The 18,079-nt window shown below is 60.0% G+C and carries 22 protein-coding genes; 11 read left to right on the top strand and 11 right to left on the bottom strand.

Going from position 1 to position 18,079, the window contains the following annotated elements:
* Positions 1–19 precede the first annotated feature (19 nt).
* From ACI77H_RS09240 to ACI77H_RS09230, 3 genes are read right to left on the bottom strand one after another with little or no spacing between them, the layout of a single operon-like run.
* A complete protein-coding gene (locus ACI77H_RS09240; RefSeq protein ID WP_407011646.1) occupies positions 20–643 on the bottom strand; it encodes an SOS response-associated peptidase in 624 nt (207 codons plus the stop codon).
* A 35-nt stretch (positions 644–678) separates the two neighbouring features.
* Positions 679–939, bottom strand: a complete 261-nt coding sequence (locus tag ACI77H_RS09235; protein ID WP_407011644.1) for a putative signal transducing protein — start codon at positions 937–939, stop codon at positions 679–681.
* Between the two features lie 9 nt (positions 940–948).
* Positions 949–1,131 carry a CPXCG motif-containing cysteine-rich protein gene (locus ACI77H_RS09230; RefSeq protein ID WP_407011643.1) on the bottom strand — a complete coding sequence of 61 codons (183 nt, stop codon included), beginning with the start codon at positions 1,129–1,131 and terminating at the stop codon, positions 949–951.
* Positions 1,132–1,273: 142 nt separating this feature from the next.
* On the opposite strand from ACI77H_RS09230, the gene ACI77H_RS09225 reads away from it, so the two are divergent.
* Positions 1,274–2,437 (top strand): 1-acyl-sn-glycerol-3-phosphate acyltransferase, encoded by a 1,164-nt coding sequence (locus tag ACI77H_RS09225; RefSeq protein ID WP_407011641.1) that lies wholly within the window; start codon positions 1,274–1,276, stop codon positions 2,435–2,437.
* Positions 2,438–2,500: 63 nt separating this feature from the next.
* On the opposite strand, the gene ACI77H_RS09220 is transcribed toward ACI77H_RS09225, so the two are convergent.
* Positions 2,501–2,785, bottom strand: a complete 285-nt coding sequence (locus tag ACI77H_RS09220) for a hypothetical protein (RefSeq protein WP_407011639.1) — start codon at positions 2,783–2,785, stop codon at positions 2,501–2,503.
* 195 nt (positions 2,786–2,980) lie between these two features.
* Here ACI77H_RS09220 and ACI77H_RS09215 point away from each other — a divergent pair, with 195 nt between their 5' ends.
* Positions 2,981–3,187, top strand: a complete 207-nt coding sequence (locus ACI77H_RS09215; protein ID WP_150633098.1) for a hypothetical protein — start codon at positions 2,981–2,983, stop codon at positions 3,185–3,187.
* A 90-nt stretch (positions 3,188–3,277) separates the two neighbouring features.
* Here ACI77H_RS09215 and ACI77H_RS09210 read toward each other — a convergent pair whose 3' ends face one another.
* A complete protein-coding gene (locus ACI77H_RS09210) occupies positions 3,278–3,862 on the bottom strand; it encodes a YajG family lipoprotein (RefSeq protein ID WP_407011638.1) in 585 nt (194 codons plus the stop codon).
* Positions 3,863–4,067: 205 nt separating this feature from the next.
* Between ACI77H_RS09210 and ACI77H_RS09205 the strand changes: the two genes are divergently transcribed.
* Both ACI77H_RS09205 and mqo read left to right on the top strand, forming a co-directional pair.
* Positions 4,068–4,301 (top strand): hypothetical protein, encoded by a 234-nt coding sequence (locus ACI77H_RS09205; protein WP_407011636.1) that lies wholly within the window; start codon positions 4,068–4,070, stop codon positions 4,299–4,301.
* A gap of 738 nt (positions 4,302–5,039) precedes the next feature.
* Positions 5,040–6,548, top strand: a complete 1,509-nt coding sequence (gene mqo / locus ACI77H_RS09200; RefSeq protein ID WP_407011635.1) for a malate dehydrogenase (quinone) — start codon at positions 5,040–5,042, stop codon at positions 6,546–6,548.
* A gap of 140 nt (positions 6,549–6,688) precedes the next feature.
* Here the strand turns inward: mqo and ACI77H_RS09195 are convergent, their stop codons facing one another.
* Both ACI77H_RS09195 and ACI77H_RS09190 read right to left on the bottom strand, forming a co-directional pair.
* Positions 6,689–6,976, bottom strand: a complete 288-nt coding sequence (locus tag ACI77H_RS09195) for a PA4642 family protein (protein WP_392891246.1) — start codon at positions 6,974–6,976, stop codon at positions 6,689–6,691.
* 63 nt (positions 6,977–7,039) lie between these two features.
* Positions 7,040–7,525, bottom strand: a complete 486-nt coding sequence (locus ACI77H_RS09190; protein WP_407011634.1) for a hypothetical protein — start codon at positions 7,523–7,525, stop codon at positions 7,040–7,042.
* 151 nt (positions 7,526–7,676) lie between these two features.
* Between ACI77H_RS09190 and dauA the strand changes: the two genes are divergently transcribed.
* Positions 7,677–9,398: a C4-dicarboxylic acid transporter DauA gene (gene dauA, locus ACI77H_RS09185; RefSeq protein ID WP_407011632.1), complete on the top strand. Its 1,722-nt coding sequence runs from the start codon at positions 7,677–7,679 to the stop codon at positions 9,396–9,398.
* Between the two features lie 7 nt (positions 9,399–9,405).
* Here the strand turns inward: dauA and ACI77H_RS09180 are convergent, their stop codons facing one another.
* Positions 9,406–9,879 (bottom strand): WbuC family cupin fold metalloprotein, encoded by a 474-nt coding sequence (locus tag ACI77H_RS09180; protein WP_407011630.1) that lies wholly within the window; start codon positions 9,877–9,879, stop codon positions 9,406–9,408.
* A gap of 4 nt (positions 9,880–9,883) precedes the next feature.
* Complete coding sequence (locus ACI77H_RS09175; RefSeq protein WP_109634772.1) at positions 9,884–10,441, bottom strand: hypoxanthine-guanine phosphoribosyltransferase; 558 nt, start codon at positions 10,439–10,441, stop codon at positions 9,884–9,886.
* A 163-nt stretch (positions 10,442–10,604) separates the two neighbouring features.
* Here ACI77H_RS09175 and upp point away from each other — a divergent pair, with 163 nt between their 5' ends.
* Positions 10,605–11,243, top strand: a complete 639-nt coding sequence (upp, locus tag ACI77H_RS09170) for a uracil phosphoribosyltransferase (protein ID WP_008025893.1) — start codon at positions 10,605–10,607, stop codon at positions 11,241–11,243.
* Positions 11,244–11,245: 2 nt separating this feature from the next.
* On the top strand, positions 11,246–12,520 hold the full coding sequence (locus ACI77H_RS09165) for a uracil-xanthine permease family protein (protein WP_407011627.1): 1,275 nt from the start codon (positions 11,246–11,248) through the stop codon (positions 12,518–12,520).
* 108 nt (positions 12,521–12,628) lie between these two features.
* Here the strand turns inward: ACI77H_RS09165 and hemH are convergent, their stop codons facing one another.
* Together hemH and ACI77H_RS09155 are read right to left on the bottom strand one after the other, a co-directional pair.
* Positions 12,629–13,654, bottom strand: a complete 1,026-nt coding sequence (gene hemH / locus ACI77H_RS09160) for a ferrochelatase (protein ID WP_407011625.1) — start codon at positions 13,652–13,654, stop codon at positions 12,629–12,631.
* Between the two features lie 13 nt (positions 13,655–13,667).
* Positions 13,668–14,570: a TIGR01777 family oxidoreductase gene (locus ACI77H_RS09155; RefSeq protein WP_407011624.1), complete on the bottom strand. Its 903-nt coding sequence runs from the start codon at positions 14,568–14,570 to the stop codon at positions 13,668–13,670.
* Between the two features lie 196 nt (positions 14,571–14,766).
* On the opposite strand from ACI77H_RS09155, the gene ACI77H_RS09150 reads away from it, so the two are divergent.
* The 4 genes from ACI77H_RS09150 to ACI77H_RS09135 all read left to right on the top strand — a co-directional run bounded on the left by ACI77H_RS09150 (position 14,767) and on the right by ACI77H_RS09135 (position 18,079).
* Positions 14,767–15,753, top strand: a complete 987-nt coding sequence (locus ACI77H_RS09150; protein ID WP_407011622.1) for an NAD(P)/FAD-dependent oxidoreductase — start codon at positions 14,767–14,769, stop codon at positions 15,751–15,753.
* Complete coding sequence (locus tag ACI77H_RS09145) at positions 15,750–15,965, top strand: TIGR02450 family Trp-rich protein (protein ID WP_407011621.1); 216 nt, start codon at positions 15,750–15,752, stop codon at positions 15,963–15,965. The genes ACI77H_RS09150 and ACI77H_RS09145 overlap by 4 nt, the downstream gene beginning before the upstream one ends.
* Positions 15,966–16,178: 213 nt before the next feature.
* On the top strand, positions 16,179–17,138 hold the full coding sequence (locus ACI77H_RS09140) for a YbgA family protein (RefSeq protein WP_407011619.1): 960 nt from the start codon (positions 16,179–16,181) through the stop codon (positions 17,136–17,138).
* Entirely contained in the window at positions 17,138–18,079 is a 942-nt protein-coding gene (locus ACI77H_RS09135; RefSeq protein WP_407011618.1) for a MerR family transcriptional regulator, read from the top strand. Before ACI77H_RS09140 ends, ACI77H_RS09135 begins: the two co-directional genes overlap by 1 nt.

The raw sequence follows: 18,079 nt of genomic DNA, 5'->3' as shown, positions 1-18,079 counted from the left end.
GGCCAGTAAAGACAACCCATCAGCCAGGGGTCAGACACTCCGGCCCATTGAGCTTCGGATCATTGACCATGTTCGCCAACACCCGCTCGCGCAACGCTGCGGGTTCACTGGCCAGCAACCCTTGCAACACATGCAACGGCGTCTCGGGATCGAGCCACGCCTCCTGCCCGGCCGTATCCAGAATCAACGGCCGACGCTGACTCGCTGCCGGTTGCGTGATCACAGCGGTGCTCAACCACACCTGCTCCTGCACCGGATACGCCTCCCAGATCGCCGCGAAAAACAGCGTTGAGCGCTCCCCCGGCGTCAGCCAGTACGGGCGCTTGCGGGTGGTGCCGCGCCATTCGTAAAAACCGTTGGCCGGCAGCAGACAGCGGCGCTCGCGCAGGGCCTGGCGAAACATCGGTTGCTCCGCCACGGTTTCGGCGCGGGCATGGGCCGGCGTACGCGACAGATCCGTGAGCCACGGCGGTGTCAGCCCCCAACGGGCGCGGGCCAACTCACGCTCGCCGGCGGCGCCGGCACGCAGCATCAACACCGAATCATTGGGAGAGATATTCCACTGGGCCTGCTGATCGGCAGGGAAGCCTGGCAGGGCCGCGAAGGCGGGATTCCAGCGAAACAGGGCATAACGTCCACACATGGGGCAACACGACTCTTGATAAAACGAACGTCAGCCTAACAGACCAGCGTGCCGGGAAAGCTTTCCGGTTCATCGCCGGGTAGCGGCAGCGCGGCATTGTACGCGGTGATCAGCTCACGGGCGTATTCGGCCTGGTCGTTATCCACCGACAAGCCCAGTAGGCCGAAGACCGGCAATTCGCCGGTGCCGCCGAGCAAATCGCGGCCGACCAGATGCGCCTCGACGCCCTCGCTGGCCAGCATGCTTTGCAGCAACTCGCCTTCCATCAGGTTTTCCGGTTCGTAGATTCGCTGCATGGATGCCCCTCACTCGTTCTCGCTGAACACTTCGAGATGCCATTCCTCTCCATGAACCTGCAACACAAACTTAATCGGCCGACAACACACCTGACAGTCTTCAATATAGGTCTGATCTCCACCAGAAAGATCCACCGAAGTCTCGACCGCTTCACCACAATACGGGCATTCATACTCTACAGATTCCAGCATCGCGGTCTCCCAGGTGACTTGTGCGTATAATCGCCGGTCTATTTGCAGGGCTATTTTTGTCTGGCTGACTTTTCAGACCGTGCCCCGTTGGTTTTCGATCAAAACCTTTACTTACCCTAGCCGTTTCTAACAAGAGAGCATGATGGGCGAATTCGATGCCATCCGACCTTACGACGACAGCGAGGTACCAGCGGTGCTGGCACGGTTGCTCGGCGACAAGGCGTTTCTAGATATCCTCACCCACTTCCGCTTCCCGCGTTTTGCCGGTGCCTTCGGCTGGATGCTCAAACCTCTTATAGCTCATCGGCTGCGCCGTGAGTTCGCCGGCATCGATTCGGTGGCCACGCTGCAGGACAAAGTCGAGTATTACGTCGACCACACCATCGAGCGTGCCACGGACGGTGTCACGTACACCGGCGTCGAGCAATTCAAGTCCGGCAGCGCCTACCTGTTCATCGCCAACCACCGTGACATCGTGATGGACCCGGCCTTCGTCAACTATGCCGTGTACCACGCTGGCCTGCCGACGCCGCGCATCGCGATTGGCGACAACCTGCTGCAAAAGCCTTTCGTCAGCGATTTGATGCGCCTGAACAAGAGCTTCATCGTGCACCGCTCGATCACCGGTCGCCGCGAGAAGATGGCGGCTTACCAATTGCTGTCGGCCTACATCAATCATTCGATCCGCAACGATTGCGCCTCGATCTGGATCGCCCAGGCCGAAGGCCGGGCCAAGGATGGCGACGACCGTACCGAGTCGGCGATCCTCAAGATGTTCCACATGAGCCGCAAGGACGAGCCGTTCGGCGAAGTCATCCGCTCGCTGAACGTCACCCCGGTGTCGATCAGCTATGAATACGACCCGTGCGACCAGGCCAAGGCCCGCGAGCTCTATATCCGCGCCACCACCGGCAGCTACAGCAAAGTGCCGGGCGAGGACGACGTCAGCATCGCCAAGGGCATCACCGGTTACAAGGGCCGGGTCCACGTGAACTTCGCCGCGCCGATCACCGAGCTGTTCGAAGACACCAAGCAATTGGCGATCGAAATGGACAAGCAAATCCTCGGCGGCTACCGCTTGTTTCCGGTGCACTACCTGGCTTATGCGCAGTGGAAGGACGCCGACCCGCAGTTGCAGGTGCCGAGCGCCGCTGCAGTGTTTGCCGCCGACGAACTGGCCAAGGCTCAGGAACAATGGCAGCAGCGTCTGGATGCCTGCCCGGAAGAACATCGTCCATTTTTGGTACTGCAATACGCCACGCCGGTACGCAATCAGTACCGTGTGAAAGCGGGATTGCCGCTGTAGGATTTTTTACCAGCTACGACAACGGCGCCTTCGGGCGCCGTTTTTGTTTCCACGCTGAAGGTGTCAGACCCGCGTGCTGATCCACGACACCAGCAGCGCCAACCCCAGGCAAGCAAAACCGAAGCGATAGAAAAACCGGTTCATGCGCAAGGTCGCCCCATCCAGCAGCACCATCGGCTCATCGATGCGACGACTCTGGCTCTGCGCTTCAAGGTTGGCCAACGCGCGCTGTTCACGACGACGCGTAGCGTGCAGCAGCCAGCTGCCCGGGAAGGCCAGCAGCAAGGCGAGCAGGTTGATCAATTTGGCGGGATGGGCGGTAAACAGCGTCATCAAATGCAGCGACATCACGAACCTCGGACAAAACAGGTGTGGCGGACGCCAGATCGACGACCGCGGCGCGGATTCTACCGAAAGCACTCTGCCCCGCGCTTGGCTTTAAGACAAGTAACGAACCATTTGGCAGATTCCTGTCCTGCGTCATGGCTTCGTCATCTGAATGCGCCAATCTCCCGCCCCACCGAAACCGACATGGAAACCGTCATGCTGCACGCCGAAAATCAGGATCGCCTCTATCTCATTGCCCAAAGCGACGAACAACAAGCTTTGGTCGGCAGCCTTGCCTTCAACGTCCAGGATCGCCATTGGCTGGTGTATTGCGCGCTCGGCGGGCACCAACATGCGGATCTGCCGGAGGCGGATTTGCTGACGGGGGTGAGTGTGCTGGAGTTTTATTCGCAAGCCGCCTGACACCGCGCCTCTCCCCCCGCTGCGCGGACTGCACCTGCAAAAAAGCCCGGAGCCATCACTGGCGCCGGGCTTTTTGATTTCAGCGAAAAGTTACTCGCCGAGAATCTGACCCACGGTCGGGTCCTTGAACAGACGCGTCAACGCATCGCTCAACACATCGCTGACCAGCTTGGTGTTGGTTTCCTGATTCGGCGCCATGCCGAAACGCTGATCCAGCGACGCACCGTAACGACCGCTGTAACGACGGTTGGCGTTCTGCACATCGGAGCGGAAGGTCGCGCCAATCGTCGCTTCAGTCACGTACATGCCTTCTTTGGGCGACTGATACTTCAGTTCGGCCAGGGTCACGGTCAGTTGCGGCGCATTCATGCCATTGGACACCGGGGTGAAACCCAGCAAACGCACGGCGGCTTCGGCCTGAGCCTGCAGCTTGGGCAGAATCTGCGCGCCCTGCACGGTGATTGCGCTGGTCTCAGGGTACAAGCCACCACGGGTGCCCAGGGTTGGCGACGGACGACCGTCGACCACTCGAACCACGACTTGCTGGCCATGGCCGACCGGGGCCAGCTGAGTCGTCAGCTTCGGTTCCGGGGTCAGTTGTTGCGGGCTGTGGGCGCAGCCGACCAGCGTCAAACTGGTCACAGTGATCAAACCGAACAACAGGCGTTGCAACATGCTCTTCTCTCCAGAATCAGGCACAAACAGGCCGGCAGTATAGCGGTGCGCCATCGTCGCTAACTAGCACCTCGCAGTGAATACTGAAATGTCTGACAACCCCCTGAGAAGCCGGTTCCTGTCACGCATCTGTCACCCCCCATACACTTTCGCGTCACGGCACTGCGGGACACTTCACCGCAGCCACCCCACAAGGTACTTCGCCATGCGTTATCTCATTTCGATGTTTGCGCCACGCCCGCTGCACCGCAGCTTCGCCCTGCTCGACCGCAACGGCCACTGCCAGGCGTTCAAGCAGTGCAGCCTCCAGCCGATGGGCGATGGCTGGGTCGAAATCGAAGAAATCCGCCTCAACTGGCTGCACCATCCGCTGCCCGCCAGTGCCCGTGTCAACCAGCGCCAACCCCGTGCTCGCGCTCAACAACTGCTGGCGACCTGACCAGACGCCTAATAAAAGTCATTAAACACGTCCATTTCCCTGCGTTTCTTAGATACAATCTCCCCCCGATTATAAGGACGTCTCCTGATCGGGCCTCGCAGCAATCGTCAATGCTTCGGTATTGGCACCCCGCACCGCCCACAGAGAGCCGCCCACACAGATCGAGTGAAGCTGGCGCGCTTGCTGTTCCTTGAGCAAAACCCCCACTTTTCGCGAATCTGCAGAGCTGTCATTACGCTCGGTCACTGAGCTGTTTGCCCGTTTTGCCTGTCATGTATCCCATGGCGGCCATCCATCCGGGCACAGTGCCAGGCTGGGACAGCCCTTTTTTGAGGTTCACGTCTTCAAAAGAGCGTGAAAAAAACGGGTTTTCACAACTTCACAAGAGTGTGGCGAGCAAATGAATAGTTTTGCGTCTGAACATGCACCATTAGCGTCTGAAACAGCCCAACGACACAGGACCGAGTATTCCTCGAACACCGGAGCCTGAAGCCTGTCCGCTACGGATTTGGTTGCACAAACGGATGTCTCGACCATAAGTCGAATTGCCAGTCGCGCGTTGAAATGAGTTCATAGACCTCATTGACCCGGCCGGTAGCGTCCGTCGAAGTTGCGATAAATTGCGAAGATTCGGACATGGCGACACTGCCATGGGTACCAGGGGCAACACTGACACGCCCCGGAACACCTGGCAGCCATGCCGACAATTTGGTGCTGCAGATTTTGGAGACGCGTTAAATGGCGCATAACGAAGCAGTCGACGTAGTACTGGTTGGGGCCGGCATCATGAGTGCCACCCTCGCAGTACTGCTCAAAGAGCTCGACCCCGCGATCAAGCTGGAAGTCGTCGAGCTGATGGATTCCGGTGCCGCGGAGAGTTCGAACCCGTGGAACAACGCCGGTACCGGTCACGCCGGGCTGTGTGAGCTCAATTACACGCCGCAGGCCGCCGACGGCACCGTCGACATCAAGAAAGCCGTGCACATCAACACTCAGTTTGAAGTGTCGAAGCAGTTCTGGTCCTACCTGACCAAAAAAGGCACCTTCGGCTCGTGCAAGACCTTCATCAGCCCGGTGCCACACCTGAGCTTCGTCCAGGGCGATGGCGGCGTGTCCTTCCTCAAGGAGCGCTTCAACGTGCTGAGCAGGCACCATGCCTTTTCGGACATGGAATACACCGAAGACAAGGCAAAAATGGCCGACTGGATGCCATTGATGATGCCTGGTCGTCCGGCTGACGAAGTCATCGCCGCGACCCGCGTGATGAACGGCACCGACGTCAACTTCGGCGCGCTGACCAACCAACTGCTCAAGCACCTGACCAGCGCACCCGATGCCCAGGTCAAGTACTGCAAGCGCGTGACTGGCCTCAAGCGTAACGGCAGCGGCTGGACCGTCAGCATCAAGGACGTCAACAGCGGCAACTCCCGTGAAGTCGACGCCAAGTTCGTGTTCCTCGGCGCGGGCGGCGCGGCATTGCCGTTGCTGCAGGCCTCGGGCATCGAAGAAAGCAAAGGCTTCGGTGGCTTCCCGATCAGCGGCCAGTGGCTGCGTTGCGACAACCCGGAAGTGGTCAAGCATCACCAGGCCAAGGTGTATAGCCAGGCTGCGGTGGGTTCGCCACCGATGTCGGTGCCGCACCTGGACACCCGCGTGGTCGATGGCAAGAAGTCCCTGCTGTTCGGACCTTACGCCGGTTTCACCACCAAGTTCCTCAAGCACGGTTCCTTCATGGACCTGCCGATGTCGGTTCGCGCCGGCAACATCGGCCCGATGCTGGCCGTGGCGAAAAACAACATGGACCTGACCAAGTACCTGGTCAGTGAAGTGATGCAGTCGATGGAGCAACGTCTGGATTCCTTGCGTCGCTTCTACCCTGAAGCGAAAGCCGAAGACTGGCGTCTGGAAGTGGCCGGCCAACGGGTGCAGATCATCAAGAAGGACCCGAAAAAGGGCGGCGTTTTGCAGTTCGGTACCGAACTGGTCGCGGCCAAGGACGGTTCCCTTGCCGCCCTGCTCGGCGCTTCGCCAGGCGCGTCGGTGACCGTTTCGATCATGCTGGAGCTGATCGAAAAATGCTTCCCGACCAAAGCATCCGGCGAGTGGGCAGCCAAACTGGCAGAAATCTTCCCGGCCCGGGAAAAGGTTCTGGAAACCGATGCTGCGCTGTATCGCAAGATCAACACGCAGAACAACATCGCACTGGAACTGGTTGAAGAAAGCAGCGAGACCCCAAGCTTCGCTTGATCATCGCGCATAAAAAACGCCCCGTTCTCTTTGAGAGCGGGGCGTTTTTTTATGCCTGTTTCACGACGAATCAGATTGTGTAGGCGCCGGCTTGCTGGCGCCTACAAAAGCGGGGCGTTTTTTCGCCGAATGAAAGGGCCTTAACCGCGCGCCTTTTCGATCAGCTCGATGTAATCCGGCGCATTGCGTTGATCCTTGATCACCGCGACAAAGTCATTGCCGTGCTCATCCTTGCCGTCCAGATCAAAACCGGCTTCGACGAAGAACGTCAGAAAACGCTCGAAATCATCGATGCGCAGGCCACGGTAGGCCTTGATCAGTTTGTGCAGGGACGGCGAAGTGGCGTCGACCGGTTCGAAATCGAGAAACAACTTGATCTGCTCGTCGCCGATCTCGTCACCAATCACTTGTTTCTTATCTTTACGCATTGCCGACTCCAGCTCGCAGACATTTCACGGGGCGGGCAGTTTACCCCTCACTGGCCGCCGGGCTCAACGCGGACGAACCGCCCCGGTGTGCAGATCGGCCCAGACATGACCGTTGGCGTAACTGAGGAACTGGCAATACACCGTGTCGTTGCGCAGCAAATCGATGACTACGCGGTACTGCGCCATCGGATAAAACAGCGTCAGGGTTTTGCCTTTTTCGTCGTAGATCGGCTTTTTCAGGCTTTTGCTTTCGCCATCGAAGTTGACCAGCACCTGATTGATGGTCGCGCCCTTGTTCAAGGATTTGCCCTTGAGGCGGATCAGCAGCGGTGACGTCACCGGAATCGGTTGTTGGGTGGACTGACGCTGACTGCCGACCACCACCGAATACTCGGTGACCTGCAGCAATTGTTGCTGCTCGGGTTCGGCGTCACGCAGGGTCAGGTCGTCCGGTGGCAGGAACTGCGCATGCATCGGCGCCGGTGCGGCGGCCAACGGCAGGCTGAGGGTCAGCAAGAGGGCGGCGCAGCTGCGGATCAAAAGGCTCATGACGGGCTCCCAGGGCGAAGCCGAGCACTCTAGCATGAGGATCAACCGCGCGAATTAGCGATATGGGTCAATACTTCGCAGTACCAGGCTGGCCATACTGGAAGAGCTTTCAGCCGTCGATCAACGGCGCACCGTCTACCGTGGAGTGCTCATGTCGTTCTCCGTTCCCCCGTTGTTCGCCGCTTGGCGTCAGACCTGGCATGCCGGCTACACCTTCAGACGCTTACGCGGCGACATCAGTGCCGGAGTGACGGTAGGGATTATCGCCATCCCGTTGGCCATGGCCCTGGCGATTGCCGTAGGTGTACCGCCCCAGCAAGGGTTGTATACGGTACTGATCGCCGCGCCCCTGATCGCCCTGACTGGCGGTTCGCGTTTCAATGTCAGTGGGCCGACCGCCGCGTTCGTGGTCATCCTGCTGCCCATCACCCAACAATATGGCCTGGGCGGCCTGCTGCTTTGCACCATGCTTGCCGGGGTCATCCTCATTGCCCTGGGGCTGATTCGGGCCGGGCGGTTGATTCAGTACATTCCGTACCCGGTCACCCTGGGCTTTACCGCCGGGATCGGCATTGTCATTGCCACCCTGCAATTGAAGGATTTGCTGGGCCTGGACACCGCAGGCCAGGCACAACACTACATCGAACAACTGGGCGTACTGATTCTCGCGTTGCCCAGCGCTCGGCTGGGGGACGGGATTATCGGCATCGCCTGCCTGGCCATTCTGATTGTCTGGCCACGGTGGGTGCCCAGGATTCCGGGGCATTTGGTGGCGCTGACCATCGGTGCCCTCCTGGGATTGGCGCTGGAGCACGGCGGGTTGGCGGTGGCGACACTGGGTGAGCGTTTCAGCTATCTGGTCGAGGGCGTCAGCCATCCTGGCATTCCGCCGTTCCTGCCGAGCTTCGATTGGCCGTGGAATCTACCCGGTCCCGACGGCCAGCCGCTGCACCTGTCCTACGACTTGATCCGTCAATTAATGGCGCCGGCGTTCGCCATTGCCATGCTCGGCGCCATCGAATCCTTGTTGTGTGCAGTGGTGGCGGATGGCATGACCGGCAGCAAACACGACCCCAACGCAGAACTGCTGGGCCAAGGCCTGGGCAATCTGATCGCACCGCTGTTCGGCGGCATTACCGCCACGGCGGCCATTGCCCGTAGTGCCACCAATGTGCGCAGCGGAGCCTTTTCGCCATTGGCGGCCATCATTCACAGCGCGGTGGTGCTGATGGCGATACTGGTTCTCGCGCCGCTTTTCAGCTACCTGCCGATGGCTGCGCTGGCCGCATTGCTGGTCATGGTGGCGTGGAACATGAGCGAAGCCCGGCACGTGATACATACCTTGCGCATCGCGCCGCGCAGCGATGTGCTGGTCTTGTTGACCTGCCTGAGCCTGACGGTGTTGTTCGACATGGTGATGGCCGTCGGCGTCGGTCTGTTGCTGGCCGCCGGGTTATTTATCAAGCGCATGAGCGATCTGACGGACACCGCCGAACTGCCACGCGCCTACCATCAAGCCTTGCAGGACATGCCGGCGCATGTTCGTTGCTATGCGATACGCGGGCCGCTGTTCTTCGGCGCGGCCGAAAAAGCCTTGGGGGTGCTGCGCAAATTCAGTCCGGAGGTCAAAGTGGTGATCGTCGAGATGAGCGCCGTGCCCATGCTGGACATGACGGCACTGGCGGCTTTCGACAATATCCTCCGGGATTACCGCACGGACGGCATAGGCCTGATTCTGGTAGCGACCACCCCACGAGTGCGCCTGAAGCTCAGACGCGCGGGTATCCATCGGGAGCAGCGTCAGCTGGCCTACGTGAACAACCTGGAACAGGCACGTCGCAAAAGCGAACGCTGGCTGGCCGGGGAAAATTGAGCGCGCTTCAGGCGAACTGCGCGCGCATCCACGTCTGATATTCAGCCACACCAGGCTCGCCTTCGCGCGGCGCCCAGTGAGCAAGCTCTCCTTCACCGACGGGGCGATAAGGGCCGGCCTTGCACTCGAACATCAGGCTGTCGGCTTCCAGCACCACCAAACCATGAAACACACCGGTTGGCAGGTCGACACCGACACAGTCGCCACCGGCCTGCAGGACTTGCTTGCTCACCACCACGCCGGACTCGTCGAAGATCAACACCCCTAGCCGCCCTTTGAGGACCAGCAAGGTTTCAGCCTTGTTGCCCCCCAGATGCCGATGAGGCGGGATATACGTGGACGGCTGCAACCCCACCGCCATGCGATGGCAAGCGTCTTCCATCTGATGAAAGTTGTGGTGCTGGCGTCCACGCGGGTTGGCCGCAGACTTCTCGGCCAATTCAGTGAACAGGGCTTGATCAAGAAAGCTCGGCGCGGCCATATGCTTACATTCCTTTAACGGCAAAAATCCCGTTGGCGTTGCGCCAGTAGCCTTTGTAGTCCATGCCGTAACCGAAGATGTAGCGGTCGATGCACGGCAGGCCTACGAAATCAGCTTTGAGGTCCGGGCGAGCCTTGCGGTCGTGGTCCTTGTCGATCAGCACGGCGGTGTGCACTTTGCGCGCGCCGGCGTGTTTGCAGAAGTCGATGATCGCGCCCAGGGTGTGACCTTCGTCGAGGATGTCGTCGATGATCAGCACGTCACGGTCGATAAACGACACTTCAGGCTTGGCTTTCCAGAACAGGTCGCCGCCGCTGGTTTCGTTGCGATAACGGGTGGCGTGCAGGTAGGACGCTTCCAGCGGGAATTGCAGATGGGTGAGCAGCTTGCCGGCGAAAATCAGGCCGCCGTTCATCACACAGAACACCACCGGGTTAGTGTCAGCCAGTTGTTCGTTGATGTGTGCACCGACGCGGGCGATGGCCGCCTCGACTTCAGCTTCGGTGTACAGGCAGTCAGCCTCTCGCATGATTTGACGGATATGCTCGAGATCAGCGGACATGGCGCTCTCCAGGGGGGACTGATTAAGGAAAAGCGGGCAAAGGTACGCATCCCGCACGGCCGAATCAAGCGTTTGTGGACTAACGTACCTTATGTCTATAGGACAACACCCTCGGATAGATTAATCTAGGCCGGTTTTTTTGCCCGCCGCCGGAGCCTTTCCCATGCCCATCCTCGAGATCCGCCATCCGCTGATCCGTCATAAACTCGGCCTGATGCGCCGCGCAGACATCAGCACCAAGAATTTCCGCGAGCTCGCTCAGGAAGTCGGTGCCCTTTTAACCTATGAAGCCACCAAAGACCTGCCGCTGGAATCCTACGACATCGAAGGCTGGTGCGGCACCGTGTCGGTGGAGAAAATCGCCGGCAAGAAAATCACCGTGGTGCCGATCCTGCGCGCCGGTATCGGCATGCTCGAAGGCGTGCTGAGCCTGATCCCGGGCGCCAAAGTCAGCGCCGTGGGCGTGGCCCGCAACGAACAGACGCTGCAAGCCCACACTTATCTGGAAAAACTGGTTCCGGAAATCAACGAACGCCTGGCAATGATCATCGACCCGATGCTCGCCACCGGCAGCTCCATGGTCGCCACCATCGACCTGCTGAAAAAAGCCGGCTGCCGCGACATCCGCGCCATGGTACTGGTCGCCGCGCCGGAAGGCATCGCCGCCGTAGAGAAGGCTCACCCGGACGTGACCATCTACACCGCGTCCATTGACGAGAAACTCAACGAACACGGTTACATCATCCCTGGCCTGGGCGATGCCGGTGACAAGATCTTCGGCACCAAGCAGAAGGACGCTTGAGCATGCAGCAAGAGTTCAACGATCCGCTCTGGCGCACGGTGCTGTCGGGCGCGCAGATGCTGTTCGTGGCGTTCGGCGCGCTGGTGTTGATGCCGCTGATTACCGGCCTCGATCCGAACGTGGCGCTGTTTACCGCCGGTTTGGGGACGATTCTGTTCCAGATCGTCACCGGGCGTCAGGTGCCAGTCTTTCTGGCGTCAAGCTTCGCCTTCATCACCCCGATCATTCTCGCCAAAGGCCAGTTCGGCCTCGCGGCGACCATGGGCGGCGTGATGGCGGCGGGTTTCGTCTACACCTTCCTCGGCCTCGCCGTGAAGATCAAAGGCACCGGTTTCATCGACCGTTTGCTGCCGCCGGTGGTGATTGGCCCGGTGATCATCTCCATCGGCCTGGCCATGGCGCCGATCGCCGCCAACATGGCGATGGGCAAGGCGGGCGACGGTAGCGAGCTGATTCACTACCAGACGGCCATGCTGATCTCGATGCCAGCCCTGCTGACCACCCTGATCGTCGCGGTGTTCGGCAAAGGCATTTTCCGCCTGGTGCCGATCATCTCCGGCGTGCTGGTCGGTTTTGCGATGGCGTTCTATTTCGGCGTGGTCGATACCGCGAAGATTGCCGCTGCACCGTGGTTTGCGATCCCCCATTTCACTGCACCGGAATTCAACTGGCAGGCGATTCTGTTCATCGTTCCAGTGGCATTGGCCCCGGCCATCGAGCACATCGGCGGCGTGATCGCCGTGGGCAGCGTGACCGGTCGCGACTACCTGAAGAAGCCAGGCCTGCACCGCACCCTGCTCGGTGACGGCATTGCCACCACCGCCGCCGGTTTGTTCGGCGGCCCGCCCAACACCACGTACGCCGAAGTGACGGGCGCGGTGATGCTGACCAAGAACTACAACCCGAAAATCATGACCTGGGCGGCGATCTTCGCCATCAGCCTGGCGTTCGTCGGCAAGTTCGGCGCGCTGCTGCAAAGCATTCCGGTGCCGGTGATGGGCGGGATTCTGTGCCTGTTGTTCGGTTCGATTGCGGCGGTGGGAATGAACACGCTGATTCGCCACAAGATCGACCTGGGCGAGGCGCGCAATCTGGTGATCGTTTCGGTCACGCTGGTGTTCGGGATTGGCGGTGTGCTGGTCGGCACCGGCACCGGTCCGGACGACTTCGGCCTCAAAGGCATCGCGCTGTGCGCGGTGGTGGCGATTGCGCTGAACCTGTTGCTGCCGGGCAATGACAGCTGGAAGCACAAGAAGGCGGATGAGCCGTTGTTGTAAACCGAAGTTCTTTATTGCGGCTTATGACGCTATCGCCGGCAAGCCGGCTCCTACACAGGTCGCGTGATCAACACGAAACCTGTAGGAGCCGGCTTGCCGGCGATGCTTTTAAAGCGCCAACGGCGCTCTTTCGCACAATGTGCTCAACGCCTTCGCCCATTGCGGATCATCGTTGAGGCACGGCACCAGCACCAACTCCTCGCCCCCCGCTTCGCGGAATTGCTCCAGCCCCCGATCACCAATTTCTTCCAGCGTTTCAATGCAATCGGCCACGAACGCCGGGCACATCACCAACACCTTCTTCACGCCCATTCCCGCCAGCTCATCGAGGCGCGCTTCGGTGTAGGGTTCGATCCATTTGGCCCGGCCCAGCCGCGACTGAAACGCCACCGACCACTTGCCGTCCGGCAAGCCCATGCGCCTGGCAAACTCGGCGGCAGTGCGCAGGCATTGGGCGCGGTAGCAGGTCGCCAATACTTCTGGCGAAGCGTTCAGGCAGCAATTTTCGCTTTGGAAGCAATGGTGACCGGTAGGGTCGACTTTCTTCAGGTGTCGCTCCGGCAAACCGTGGAAGCTCAGCAGCAGATGATCGTGATCCTGCTCCAGATAAGGTTTGGCACTGGCCACCAATGCGTCGAGGTACTCCGGCTGGTCGTAGAACGGCTGAAGGATCGACAACTGCACGTCGAGGTTCTTCTCCCGCACTACCCGCTTGGCTTCCTCGATCACCGTCGTCACGGTGCTGTCGGCGAACTGCGGGTACAGCGGCGCGAGGGTGATTCGCTTGTGGCCCTGGGCAGCGAGCTGCAGCAATTTCGACTCAATCGACGGCTCGCAATAACGCATCGCCAGCTCCACCGGCCCGTGTTTCCACTGTGCGGTCATGGCCTGCTGCAAGCGACGACTGAGCACCACCAGTGGCGAGCCCTCCTCCCACCAGATCGAGGCATAGGCGTGGGCCGACTGCTCCGGGCGCTTGATCAGAATCAGCGAGACCAGCAAACGGCGCACCGGCCATGGCAGGTCGATCACATACGGGTCCATCAGAAATTGATTGAGGTAGCTGCGCACATCCGCCACCGACGTGGAGGCAGGTGAACCCAGGTTGACCAGAAGCAACGCGTGATCGGTCATGCAACGTCCTATTTCAGAGGCGGCCGGACAAGTCGTCCAGAGCCGCACGCAGGTCAGTGAACTGGAAGGTGAAATCCGCTTCCAGCAAGCGCGCCGGTAAAGCCTTCTGGCCACCCAGCAAGAGCAATGACAACTCGCCCAGGCCCACCTTCAAGGCCAGGGCCGGCATGGGCATGAACGCCGGGCGATGCAGCACGCTGCCCAGCGTCTTGGCAAATTCGCGATTGCGCACCGGTTTGGGCGCGCAGGCATTATAGGGACCGCTGGCGCCTTTCTGATGCAGAAGAAAATCAATCAGGGCGATTTGATCCTTGATATGGATCCACGGCATCCACTGCCGACCACTGCCCAGAGGCCCGCCCAGCCCCAGTTTGAACGGCAGCAACAGCCGCGACAAAAAGCCGCCCTCGGCCGACAACACCAACCCGGTCCGCACGAGGATCACGCGAATGCCCATGGCCTCGGCACGTTGCGCGGTTTCTTCCCAGGCAATGCACAACTGACTGGCAAAATCATCGATCACCGGAGGTGATTGTTCAGTCAACTCGCGCTCGCCGCCGTCGCCGTACCAGCCAACGGCAGATCCCGAAATCAACACCTGCGGTTTCTGTTCGCGGGTTTCGAGCCACGCCAGCAAAGTTTCTGTCAGGGTGATGCGGCTGCTCCACAGCAAAGCTTTACGCCGGTGAGTCCAGAGCCGGTCGGCAATCGGCGCACCCGCGAGGTTGATAATCGCATCCACCGGCTCCTGAGCGAGGTCCTCGAGTCGGGCGACCGCGCGCACTTGGGCGCCACAGATTTTCGCGACGTTGGCCGGGGTCCGGCTCCAGACGGTCAGTTGATGGCCCTGACTCAACCAGTGGCGGCAGAGCTGACGTCCTATCAAACCAGTACCGCCGGTCAGCAATATGTGCATGACTTCTTCCTCGCGTGGCGTTTTACCCTGATCACTAGTCTATTTTTATAAGCAGGGATCTTTGATATCGGGCAGGGTCTATGTTTAACAATAGGCCAAGCTGTCAGAACGAGAACGCTAAAAGTTATACCAAAAAACAATATTGTACAGGTTTCATCCACGGCGTAGTCTGTACAGAAAGGTAAACGAGGCCCCTATGACTGTACCTATCGCAATCATCGGCACCGGCATCGCCGGGCTCTCTGCCGCCCAGGCCCTGACGGACGCAGGGCATGTCGTTCAACTTTTCGATAAGAGCCGCGGCAGTGGCGGACGCATGTCGAGCAAGCGCAGCGATGCCGGTGCGCTAGACATGGGCGCGCAATATTTCACTGCGCGTGATCGCCGCTTTGTCACGGAAGTCCAGCGCTGGCAAGCCCAAGGCTGGGTCGCCGAGTGGACGCCGCAGCTCTACACCTACCAAGGCGGCCAGCTCAACCTGTCGCCGGACGAACAGACGCGCTGGGTCGGCACGCCACGCATGAGCGCTATCACCCGTGGCCTGCTTGGCGATCTGGAAGTGCATTTTGCCTGCCGCATCACCGAGGTCTATCGCGGTGAAGAGCACTGGCATCTGCAGGATGCCGAAGGCTTTACCCATGGCCCGTTCAGTCACGTGGTGGTCGCCACGCCGGCACCGCAAGCGACCGCCCTGCTGGCCTCCGCGCCGAAACTCGCGGGTGCCGCCGCCGGGGTCAAAATGGACCCGACCTGGGCCGTCGCACTGGCCTTCGATACACCGCTGGATACGCCCATCGAAGGCTGCTTCGTGCAAGACAGCCCACTCGACTGGCTGGCGCGCAATCGCAGTAAACCGGGGCGCGACAACACCAAGGACACCTGGGTATTGCACGCGACCAGCACCTGGAGCCGACAACATATCGACCTGTCCAAGGAAGCCGTGATCGAGCAATTGCACGGCGCGTTCGCCGAGCTGCTCCACAGCGCCATGCCGGCGCCGAGCTTCAGTCTGGCGCACCGCTGGCTCTACGCCCGCCCCGCCAGCAGCCATGAATGGGGCACGTTAGCCGATGCCGATCTGGGTCTGTACGCCTGTGGCGACTGGTGCCTTTCCGGTCGTGTCGAGGGGGCATGGCTCAGTGGTCAGGAAGCCGCCCGCCGCCTGCACGAACACCTGCAATGAACCGCATCAACCCGAGCAAATTGCTGCTGTCGAAATGGACAGCAGCCGACCCGCAAAACCGCGAAAAACATTTCCTGGTTACCGAGTTGTTCCGCGACGAGGAAGGCACGGTGCTGGACGTCGAATTGCAGGCGGTGCTGACCCAACGCAATCAACGCCTGAGTTGGCAAACCCTGAAAAACAGCAACGCCTGGATCCTCGGCTGGAAATAGATCCCTGTAGGAGCCAGCTTGCTGGCGATGCAGGCGCTGCGGTTTTAGCAGGTAAACCGCGTCATCGTTCATCGCCGGCAAGCCGGCTCCTACAGGAGACCTACTCGGCATAAAACCTATACAAATAAATTGACTTGTACACCTTTGAATCTATGATGAGGTCATGTTGTACAGAAACTGAGTTCTGTACAGGTTTGGATTCGAGGTGCTCCGATGTCCCACGCCAGCGCGAAACCGAAAATCGCCATCAGCGCCTGCCTGATGGGCGCCGAGGTACGTTTCAATGGCGGGCACAAGGAATCGCGGCTGTGCAGCCGCACCCTCACTGAGCATTTCGATTTCGTCCCGGTGTGCCCGGAAGTCGCCATCGGCCTGGGAATTCCTCGCCAGCCCATTCGGCTGGTCGGCGATGCTGAACACCCTGAAGCCATCGGCACTGTTAACCCTGAACTGAATGTCACCCGGCCGCTGGCCGATTACGCCCGGAAGATGGCCGCCGAGCTGGACGATATCTGCGGCTACATCTTCATGCAGAAATCACCGTCGTGCGGACTGGATCGGGTCAAGGTCTACCACGCCAACGGTGCACCGGTAGACGGTGGTGGCCGAGGCATCTATGCCCAGGCCTTCTGCGAGCTGCACCCCGACCTGCCAGTGGAAGAAGACGGTCGGCTCAACGACCCGGTGCTGCGGGAAAACTTTATTACCCGCGTATTCGCCTACAGCGCCTGGCAACAGTTGCTGCAAGCAGGCCTCACGCGTCGCGCACTGACGGAATTTCATTCGCGCTACAAATACCTGCTGATGGCCCACAACCCGGTGCAGTACAAAACCCTGGGCAATCTGCTGGGCAACATGGGCCAGATCGACCCGCAAGAACTCGGCCCACGCTATTTCAGCGAACTGATGGCGGCCTTGAGCAAATGCGCAACGCGTCGCACCCACACCAATGTTCTGCAACACATCAGCGGTTACCTCAAGCAGGTCATCAGCGCTGAAGACAAACAGGAAGTGCAACACGTCATCGGCCAATACCTTCACGGCATCGTGCCGCTGGTGGTGCCGCTGACGCTGCTCAAACATCACTTTCGCCAACACCCGGACCCCTACATTGCGCAGCAGGTTTACCTGCAACCGCACCCGGAAAACCTCAGCCTGCGAAACGCGATCTGATGAAAACCCCACTCGACACCAGTGCCCGCGAAGACCTCGGCGCCGACTTCAAAAAAGCCCTCGATGAAGGCTGGCTGCCGATTCGTGAAGTGGCCCGGCAGACCGGCGTCAACGCCGTCACCTTGCGCGCCTGGGAACGACGTTACGGGCTGATCGTGCCGCAACGCACGCCCAAAGGGCATCGGCTGTTCAGCGCCGAGCACGTGCAACGCATCCTGACGATCCTCACCTGGCTCAATCGCGGCGTGGCCGTCAGCCAGGTCAAGCAACTGCTCGACTCCCCGCAAGCCATTAGCGAATCGGTGGAAAACGATTGGCAGGTGCTGCGCACCACGCTGCTGCAAGCGGTCACTTCGCTCAACGAACGTACCCTCGATGACACCGTCAACCAGGCGATCGCGTTGTACCCGCCGCGGACCTTGTGCGAACAATTGCTGATGCCGTTGCTCGCCGAGCTTGAACAACGCTGGCAGGGCCAGTTTGGTGCGCAGATGGAGCGCGTGTTTTTTTACTCCTGGTTACGCAGCAAATTCGGCGCGCGCATCTACCATAACAACCGTCAGTTACGCACCGAACCGCTGCTGTTGATCAATCACTCCGACCTGCCGCTGGAACCGCATCTGTGGCTCACCGCGTGGTTGATCAGCAGCGCCGATTGCCCGGTGGAAGTATTCGATTGGCCGCTGCCGGCGGGCGAACTCGCATTGGCGGTCGATCACCTGCAAGCCCGCGGCGTCCTGCTGTATTCCAGCAAAGCCATGAACCTTGCGCAGCTGCCGAAACTTTTCAACGGCGTCGGTTGCCCAAAAATGATTGCCGGACCAACGGTGTGCATCCACCACGCCGAGTTGTCCGTAAAAACCACAGAGATTGCTGAATTGTTTCTGGCCGAAGATCCGTTATCGGCGCATCAGGAACTTGCTCAGCGCGGGCTTATTTAA

This window comes from Pseudomonas sp. O230 (genome assembly GCF_045447035.1).
In the GTDB taxonomy this organism is placed as follows: Bacteria; Pseudomonadota; Gammaproteobacteria; order Pseudomonadales; family Pseudomonadaceae; genus Aquipseudomonas.
This window is presented reverse-complemented; position numbering and strand designations above follow the sequence as displayed.

What these genes read in the sequence shown, in the direction of transcription:
- ACI77H_RS09240 (WP_407011646.1), bottom strand. Translation starts at nt 643, where the DNA reads ATGTGTGGACGTTATGCCCTGTTTCGCTGGAATCCCGCCTTCGCGGCC.
- ACI77H_RS09235 (WP_407011644.1), bottom strand. Translation starts at nt 939, where the DNA reads ATGCAGCGAATCTACGAACCGGAAAACCTGATGGAAGGCGAGTTGCTG.
- ACI77H_RS09230 (WP_407011643.1), bottom strand. Translation starts at nt 1,131, where the DNA reads ATGCTGGAATCTGTAGAGTATGAATGCCCGTATTGTGGTGAAGCGGTC.
- ACI77H_RS09225 (WP_407011641.1), top strand. Translation starts at nt 1,274, where the DNA reads ATGGGCGAATTCGATGCCATCCGACCTTACGACGACAGCGAGGTACCA.
- ACI77H_RS09220 (WP_407011639.1), bottom strand. Translation starts at nt 2,785, where the DNA reads ATGTCGCTGCATTTGATGACGCTGTTTACCGCCCATCCCGCCAAATTG.
- ACI77H_RS09215 (WP_150633098.1), top strand. Translation starts at nt 2,981, where the DNA reads ATGCTGCACGCCGAAAATCAGGATCGCCTCTATCTCATTGCCCAAAGC.
- ACI77H_RS09210 (WP_407011638.1), bottom strand. Translation starts at nt 3,862, where the DNA reads ATGTTGCAACGCCTGTTGTTCGGTTTGATCACTGTGACCAGTTTGACG.
- ACI77H_RS09205 (WP_407011636.1), top strand. Translation starts at nt 4,068, where the DNA reads ATGCGTTATCTCATTTCGATGTTTGCGCCACGCCCGCTGCACCGCAGC.
- mqo (WP_407011635.1), top strand. Translation starts at nt 5,040, where the DNA reads ATGGCGCATAACGAAGCAGTCGACGTAGTACTGGTTGGGGCCGGCATC.
- ACI77H_RS09195 (WP_392891246.1), bottom strand. Translation starts at nt 6,976, where the DNA reads ATGCGTAAAGATAAGAAACAAGTGATTGGTGACGAGATCGGCGACGAG.
- ACI77H_RS09190 (WP_407011634.1), bottom strand. Translation starts at nt 7,525, where the DNA reads ATGAGCCTTTTGATCCGCAGCTGCGCCGCCCTCTTGCTGACCCTCAGC.
- dauA (WP_407011632.1), top strand. Translation starts at nt 7,677, where the DNA reads ATGTCGTTCTCCGTTCCCCCGTTGTTCGCCGCTTGGCGTCAGACCTGG.
- ACI77H_RS09180 (WP_407011630.1), bottom strand. Translation starts at nt 9,879, where the DNA reads ATGGCCGCGCCGAGCTTTCTTGATCAAGCCCTGTTCACTGAATTGGCC.
- ACI77H_RS09175 (WP_109634772.1), bottom strand. Translation starts at nt 10,441, where the DNA reads ATGTCCGCTGATCTCGAGCATATCCGTCAAATCATGCGAGAGGCTGAC.
- upp (WP_008025893.1), top strand. Translation starts at nt 10,605, where the DNA reads ATGCCCATCCTCGAGATCCGCCATCCGCTGATCCGTCATAAACTCGGC.
- ACI77H_RS09165 (WP_407011627.1), top strand. Translation starts at nt 11,246, where the DNA reads ATGCAGCAAGAGTTCAACGATCCGCTCTGGCGCACGGTGCTGTCGGGC.
- hemH (WP_407011625.1), bottom strand. Translation starts at nt 13,654, where the DNA reads ATGACCGATCACGCGTTGCTTCTGGTCAACCTGGGTTCACCTGCCTCC.
- ACI77H_RS09155 (WP_407011624.1), bottom strand. Translation starts at nt 14,570, where the DNA reads ATGCACATATTGCTGACCGGCGGTACTGGTTTGATAGGACGTCAGCTC.
- ACI77H_RS09150 (WP_407011622.1), top strand. Translation starts at nt 14,767, where the DNA reads ATGACTGTACCTATCGCAATCATCGGCACCGGCATCGCCGGGCTCTCT.
- ACI77H_RS09145 (WP_407011621.1), top strand. Translation starts at nt 15,750, where the DNA reads ATGAACCGCATCAACCCGAGCAAATTGCTGCTGTCGAAATGGACAGCA.
- ACI77H_RS09140 (WP_407011619.1), top strand. Translation starts at nt 16,179, where the DNA reads ATGTCCCACGCCAGCGCGAAACCGAAAATCGCCATCAGCGCCTGCCTG.
- ACI77H_RS09135 (WP_407011618.1), top strand. Translation starts at nt 17,138, where the DNA reads ATGAAAACCCCACTCGACACCAGTGCCCGCGAAGACCTCGGCGCCGAC.